General features: G+C 69.4%; 5 protein-coding genes and 1 pseudogene. 1 reads left to right on the forward strand and 5 read right to left on the reverse strand.

Translation table 11 applies throughout. The annotated features are described in order from the left end of the window. The 4 genes and pseudogenes from pyrH to Q0Q23_RS19585 form a co-directional block, all read right to left on the reverse strand. A pseudogene (gene pyrH / locus Q0Q23_RS19570) lies at positions 1-461 on the reverse strand (UMP kinase); the annotation flags it as partial. A gap of 126 nt (positions 462-587) precedes the next feature. Beyond that, positions 588-1412, reverse strand: a complete 825-nt coding sequence (gene tsf, locus Q0Q23_RS19575; RefSeq protein ID WP_295128327.1) for a translation elongation factor Ts — start codon at positions 1410-1412, stop codon at positions 588-590. A gap of 40 nt (positions 1413-1452) precedes the next feature. Continuing rightward, entirely contained in the window at positions 1453-2331 is an 879-nt protein-coding gene (gene rpsB / locus Q0Q23_RS19580; RefSeq protein ID WP_295128328.1) for a 30S ribosomal protein S2, read from the reverse strand. 276 nt (positions 2332-2607) lie between these two features. Next, positions 2608-4131 carry a sugar porter family MFS transporter gene (locus Q0Q23_RS19585; RefSeq protein WP_295128330.1) on the reverse strand — a complete coding sequence of 508 codons (1524 nt, stop codon included), beginning with the start codon at positions 4129-4131 and terminating at the stop codon, positions 2608-2610. 200 nt (positions 4132-4331) lie between these two features. Here Q0Q23_RS19585 and Q0Q23_RS19590 point away from each other — a divergent pair, with 200 nt between their 5' ends. After that, entirely contained in the window at positions 4332-4919 is a 588-nt protein-coding gene (locus Q0Q23_RS19590) for a M23 family metallopeptidase (RefSeq protein WP_295128332.1), read from the forward strand. A 1-nt stretch (position 4920) separates the two neighbouring features. Here Q0Q23_RS19590 and Q0Q23_RS19595 read toward each other — a convergent pair. Next, a partial coding sequence (locus Q0Q23_RS19595) for a tyrosine-type recombinase/integrase (protein WP_295128334.1) occupies positions 4921-5679 on the reverse strand: 759 nt, incomplete at its 5' end.

The following is a 5679-nucleotide window of genomic DNA, read 5'->3' on the forward strand; positions in this document are numbered from 1 at the left end:
GCGCTGATCTCCAGCGCGCGCTGCGCGGCGACGGTGTCGGTCGAGAAGTACGGGAGCCCGGCGCCGGCGCCGAAGATGACCACTCGGCCCTTCTCGAGGTGGCGCTCGGCGCGCCTCGGGATGTAGGGCTCGGCCACCTGGGTCATCTCGATGGCGGACTGCACGCGCGTCTCCGCACCCGCCTGCTCGAGGAAGTCCTGCAGAGCGAGCGAGTTCATGACCGTGCCCAGCATGCCCATGTAATCGGCGCGGCCGCGGTCCATGCCGCGCTGCGACAGCTCGGCGCCGCGGAAGAAGTTGCCCCCGCCGACGACGATGGCGATCTCCACATCGGTCGCCGCCTGGGCGATCTCGCGGGCGATGCTGCTGACGACGTCGGGGTTCACCCCGAGTTGACCGCCTCCGAACGCCTCGCCGGAGAGTTTGAGGAGGACCCTGCGTCTTTGAGTGGATGCCGACATACGTGTACGAGTCCTTCCGTGTGTTTCGTTAACGCTAGTGCGTGGGCGCGGCGCCTGAACAGCGCGGGCACGCACAGAAAAGGAGTCCGGATCGTGGTTCACGATCCGGACTCCTTCATGCCTGTGTCAGGCGCCGACCTTGAAGCGGGCGAAGCCCGAGACGGTCAGACCCGAGTCCTTGAGGACCTGGGCGATGGTCAGCTTGTTGTCGCGGGCGTACTCCTGCTCGAGCAGTGCGACCTGCTTGAAGTAGGCGCCGAGGCGGCCCTCGATGATCTTCGGGAGCGCGGCCTCCGGCTTGCCCTCGTTGCGCGAGATCTCCTCGACGATGCGACGCTCGTTCTCGACCTCGTCGGCCGGGACGTCCTCGCGGGTGAGGTAGGTCGGGTTGGCGAACGAGATGTGCTGCGCGATGCTGCGGGCGGTCTCCGCGTCGCCGCCGGCGTAGCCGACGACCACGCCGACCTGCGGCGGCAGGTCCTTGGAGGTCTTGTGCAGGTAGATCGCGAAGCTCTCGCCGGAGACGACGGCGATGCGGCGCAGCTCGACCTTCTCGCCGAGGATCGCCGCCTCGTCGCCGATGAGCTCGGCGACGGTCTGCGACCCGGCGGGGGCGGCCAGCGCCTCCTCGACGGTGGTGGCACCCGCGGCCGCGTCGAGGACCTTGTCGGCCAGCGCGATGAACTTCTCGCCCTTGGCGACGAAGTCGGTCTCGCACGCGAGCTCGATCATCGTCGCGGTGCCGTTGCCGTTCTCCTTCGCGGCCACGAGGCCCTCGGAGGTGGAGCGGTCGGCGCGCTTGGCGTTGCCCTTCGCGCCCTTCAGGCGCAGGATCTCGGTGGCCTTCTCGATGTCGCCACCGGCCTCCTCGAGGGCCTTCTTGGTGTCGACCATGCCGGTGCCGAGCTGCTCGCGCAGGGCCTTGATGTCAGCGATGCTGATGTTTGCCATGTTCTGACTGGAACCTTCTGATTTGACGTGGTGGAGTTGCTTACTTGGCCTCGGCGTCGGCTTCGCCCTCGGCGACGACCTCGGCGGAGTCCGCCTTGGCCTCGGCGAGGTCGGCGTCGGCCGCCTTCTCGTTCTCGGCGGAGGCCTGGACCTCGTCGCTGGACTGCGCGAGGAGCTCCTGCTCCCACTCGGCGAGCGGCTCGGCCTGCTCGGAGCCCTCCTCGGGCTTCTGGTGGCGCTGGATGAGGCCCTCGGCCGCGGCGTCGGCGACGATGCGGGTGAGCAGCGTGACGGAGCGGATGGCGTCGTCGTTGCCCGGGATCGGGTACTGGACCTCGTCGGGGTCGCAGTTCGTGTCGAGGATGGCGATGACCGGGATGCCCAGCTTCTTCGCCTCGTCGATCGCGAGGTGCTCCTTCTTGGTGTCGACGACCCAGATGGCGCTCGGGGTCTTCGACAGGTTGCGGATGCCGCCGAGCGACTTGTGCAGCTTGTCGAGCTCGCGCTTCTTGATCAGCAGCTCCTTCTTGGTGAAGCCGCTCGTGGTGCCCTCGAAGTCGAGCTCCTCGAGCTCCTTCATGCGCGCGAGGCGCTTGGACACGGTCGAGAAGTTCGTCAGCAGACCGCCCAGCCAGCGCTGGTTCACGTAGGGCTGGCCCACGCGGGTCGCCTGCTCGGCGATCGCCTGCTGCGCCTGCTTCTTGGTGCCGACGAAGAGGATGGTGCCACCGTGGGCGACCGTCTCGCGGACGAACTCGTAGGTCTTGTCGATGTACGCGAGCGACTGCTGCAGATCGATGATGTAGCTGCCGGAGCGCTCGGTGAGGATGAAGCGCTTCATCTTCGGGTTCCAGCGGCGGGTCTGGTGTCCGAAGTGGACGCCGCTGTCGAGCAGCTGGCGCATGGTGACGACGGCCATTGCCGTTCTCCTTGTCTTGCGCGCCCGGCCCTGAGGCGGGGTCGCGACTCTCGGTTGTCCCGCGACGATCGGTCGATCGCCGCGCCTGGTGCCCTGCGCTGCTCCGCACCCGCGCACCCGCACGGAAGAACCGTGGTGGATGATCAGGAGACCGGTGGAGACGCGCCCGCCCTGCGACGAGGGCGTTGCGGACACGCGTAGTCACTCCGACGTGCGGAGTGCAGGGAACATCCTAGCAGGATCCCGGCTCGTCGGGTTCGCGGGAGCCCGCGGTGCTCAGGCCCGCGGGACGGAGTCTCCCGACGACCGCACCTGCGGGCCGCGACTGCGGCCCGCGTTGGCGAACAGCGTCTCGGCGTGCTCGAGTGCCATCCCGTTCGTCTCGGGCACTTTGAAGAACACGAAGAAGAACGACAGGGCGGCGAACACGGCGTACATACCGTAGGTGAAGGGGAGCGAGAAGTCGGACATGGGCGGGAACGAGACCGTGACCAGGAAGTTCGCGACCCACTGCGCCGACGCGGCGACGCCCAGTGCCGCACCGCGGATGCGGGGCGGGAAGATCTCCCCCAGCAGCACCCAGACCAGCGGCCCCCACGACGCGCCGAAGAAGATCACGAACAGGTTCGCGGCGACCAGCGCGATCGGACCCCACGGGTTGGGCAACGACACCTCGCCTCCCGACTTGGAGGCGAAGCTGAACGACAGCGCCATGACCGCCAGCGACAGCGCCATGCCCACGGAGCCGGTCAGCAGGATGGGGCGGCGACCGACGCGGTCCACGAGGAGGATCGCCACGACGGTCACGACCACGTTGGTCACCGAGGTGATGACGGTGATCAGCAGCGAGTTGCTCTCGGTGAAGCCGACGGCCCGCCACAGCGTCGTCGAGTAGTAGAAGATCACATTGATGCCCACGAACTGCTGGAACACCGACAGGATGATGCCGATCCAGACGATCGGCTTCAGCCCGAACCGGTTGCCGCGCAGGGTGCCTTTCGCCGCGTCCTTGTCCTGCTCGATCGCCTGCTCGATGTCGCGCACCTGCCGGTCGACGTCCTCCTCGGGCACCAGGGTCGAGAAGATCGCCCGTGCTTCGTCGTGCCGGCCGGTGGCCAGGAGGTAACGGGGCGACTCGGGCAGCACGAGCGCGAGGAGCCCGTAGACGACCGACGGGACGACGCCGACGAGGAACATCCATCGCCAGGCCTCGAGCCCGAACCAGAGCTGGTTCGCGGCGGCACCGGCCGCACCGGCGAGCAGGGCGTCGGAGAGCAGCGCGACGAAGATACCGATCGTGATGGCGAGCTGCTGCAGCGACGCGAGTCCGCCGCGCCGTTGCTTCGGCGCGATCTCGGCGATGTAGGCCGGCGCCACGACGGACGCGATGCCGATGCCGAGGCCTCCGATGATGCGCCAGAAGCCCAGATCCCACACCGAGAAGGACAGCCCGGCGCCGATCGAGCTGGCGAGGAAGAGCACGGCGCCGATCAGCATGACCCGGATGCGCCCCCACCGGTCGGCGAGGCGTCCGGCGAAGTAGGCGCCCACTGCGCAGCCGAGCAGGGCGACGGCGACGATGAAGCCGGTGACGAACGCGTTCAGCGCGAAGTGGTGCTGGATGGAGTCGACCGCGCCGTTGATCACGGACGAGTCGAATCCGAACAGGAAGCCGCCGACCGCTGCGGCGGTGGCGAGCCCGACGACCTTTCGTTTCATCGCGGCCGTGGGCTGGGGCGCCCCTTCTCCCCCGTCGGCCGCCTGCTCTCGGTCGGAACCGGTGCTGCGTTGATCAGACATGTCATCCCTCTTCGGTTGTAGCGCGCGACCGAACGCGTCGCGGCGTTGGACACGGTACGCCGCAATCCGGACGGGCAGAAGAGTCCTCCACATCGACGGGCTGTTGTCGCTCGTCCACCGATCGCGCGATCACGGGGCGCATTCGCGGCCGGTCGCGCGAGGGTTGACAACGTCCGGCGACGGAGGAAGGAGGACGGCAGATGGGGTCGGGACGCACAGCGATCCGGTGCGCGAGAGCGACGGTGGTGACGGCGACCGCGGCGGCGCTCGTCGGGATGCTGGGGGTGTCCGGGGCGGGGGCGGCAGCCGATGGGAGCGGGGATTCAGGTCGTGGCGCGAGCGGCGCAGAGCGGGCGGCCGCTCTTCCGCGCTGGCAGTGGCCTGTCGCTCGGGAGCGGATCGTGCAGGCCTACGCGGCACCGCCGTCGCCGTACGCCGCCGGTCACCGCGGCATCGACCTGGCCGTCGAACCGGGCACTCCGGTGGTCGCACCGTCGGACGCCATCGTGCACTTCGCCGGCGTCGTGGTCGACCGTCCCGTGCTGACGCTCGATCACGGCTCAGGGGTGCTGTCGTCGTACGAGCCGCTCGTCGCCGAGGGACTGCGCGTGGGCGACGTCGTGGTGCGCGGCGACCCGCTCGGGGTGGTGAGCACCGGTGCGCATTGCTCCTCGATCTGCCTGCACGTGGGCGTCCGGGTCGACGGTGCGTACGTGTCGCCGCTGCTGTTCTTCGACCGCGTACCGCATTCGGTCCTGCTCCCGTTGCGGGGCCCCGCGACGGGCTGAATCACGCGCGGGGATGTGCGATCCGGTAGGTCTCCTTCAGCCGTTCGGTGGAGACGTGCGTATAGATCTGGGTGGTTCCGAGGCTGGCGTGCCCGAGGATCTCCTGGACTGCGCGGAGGTCGGCGCCACCGTCGAGCAGGTGGGTGGCGGCCGTGTGACGCAGTGTGTGGGGACCGGCCGGTCCGCCGCCGGGCAGGTCCGCCAGCAGGGATGCCACCAGCTGGTAGACGGCGCGCGTCCCGAGTCGTCCGCCGCGAGCGCCGAGCAGCAGGGCCGGGCCGGAGCGCTCACCGGCGAGGGCAGGACGGGCTGCGGAGAGATAGCGCCGAACGGCCCGGAGAGCGGGTACGCCGAACGGCACCACCCGCTCCTTGCTGCCCTTTCCGACGACCCGGAGCGTGAGCCGTTCGAGATCGACATCGTCGACGTCGAGGCCGGTGAGCTCGCTCACCCGGATCCCGGCGGCGTAGAGCAGTTCGATGACGACGACGTCGCGCAGGGCGGCCGGTTCGCCGTCCTCCGCGCGCGCGCTGAGCGCAGCGAGGAGCCCGTCCATCTGTTCGCGCGTGATCACGCGCGGCAGGTGCTTGTCCGCCTTCGGCGCCCGCAGCCGGGCGGCGGGGTCGGATGCGGCAGCGATTGTCGGCGCGCCGACAGTCCCGGAGACCGCGGGCCGCGCAGAGCCGATCTGCGGGGATCCGTCGGGCTGCGCAGAGCCGATCTGCGGGGATCCGTCGGGCTGCGCAGAGCCGATCTGCGG

It is taken from the genome of uncultured Leifsonia sp. (genome assembly GCF_945957465.1).
Taxonomy (GTDB): Bacteria; Actinomycetota; Actinomycetes; order Actinomycetales; family Microbacteriaceae; genus Leifsonia.

Bases quoted from the DNA above. Each gene is read 5' to 3' on its own strand.
- Q0Q23_RS19590 (WP_295128332.1), top strand. From the start codon at position 4,332: ATGGGGTCGGGACGCACAGCGATCCGGTGCGCGAGAGCGACGGTGGTG.
- rpsB (WP_295128328.1), bottom strand. From the start codon at position 2,331: ATGGCCGTCGTCACCATGCGCCAGCTGCTCGACAGCGGCGTCCACTTC.
- Q0Q23_RS19585 (WP_295128330.1), bottom strand. From the start codon at position 4,131: ATGTCTGATCAACGCAGCACCGGTTCCGACCGAGAGCAGGCGGCCGAC.
- tsf (WP_295128327.1), bottom strand. From the start codon at position 1,412: ATGGCAAACATCAGCATCGCTGACATCAAGGCCCTGCGCGAGCAGCTC.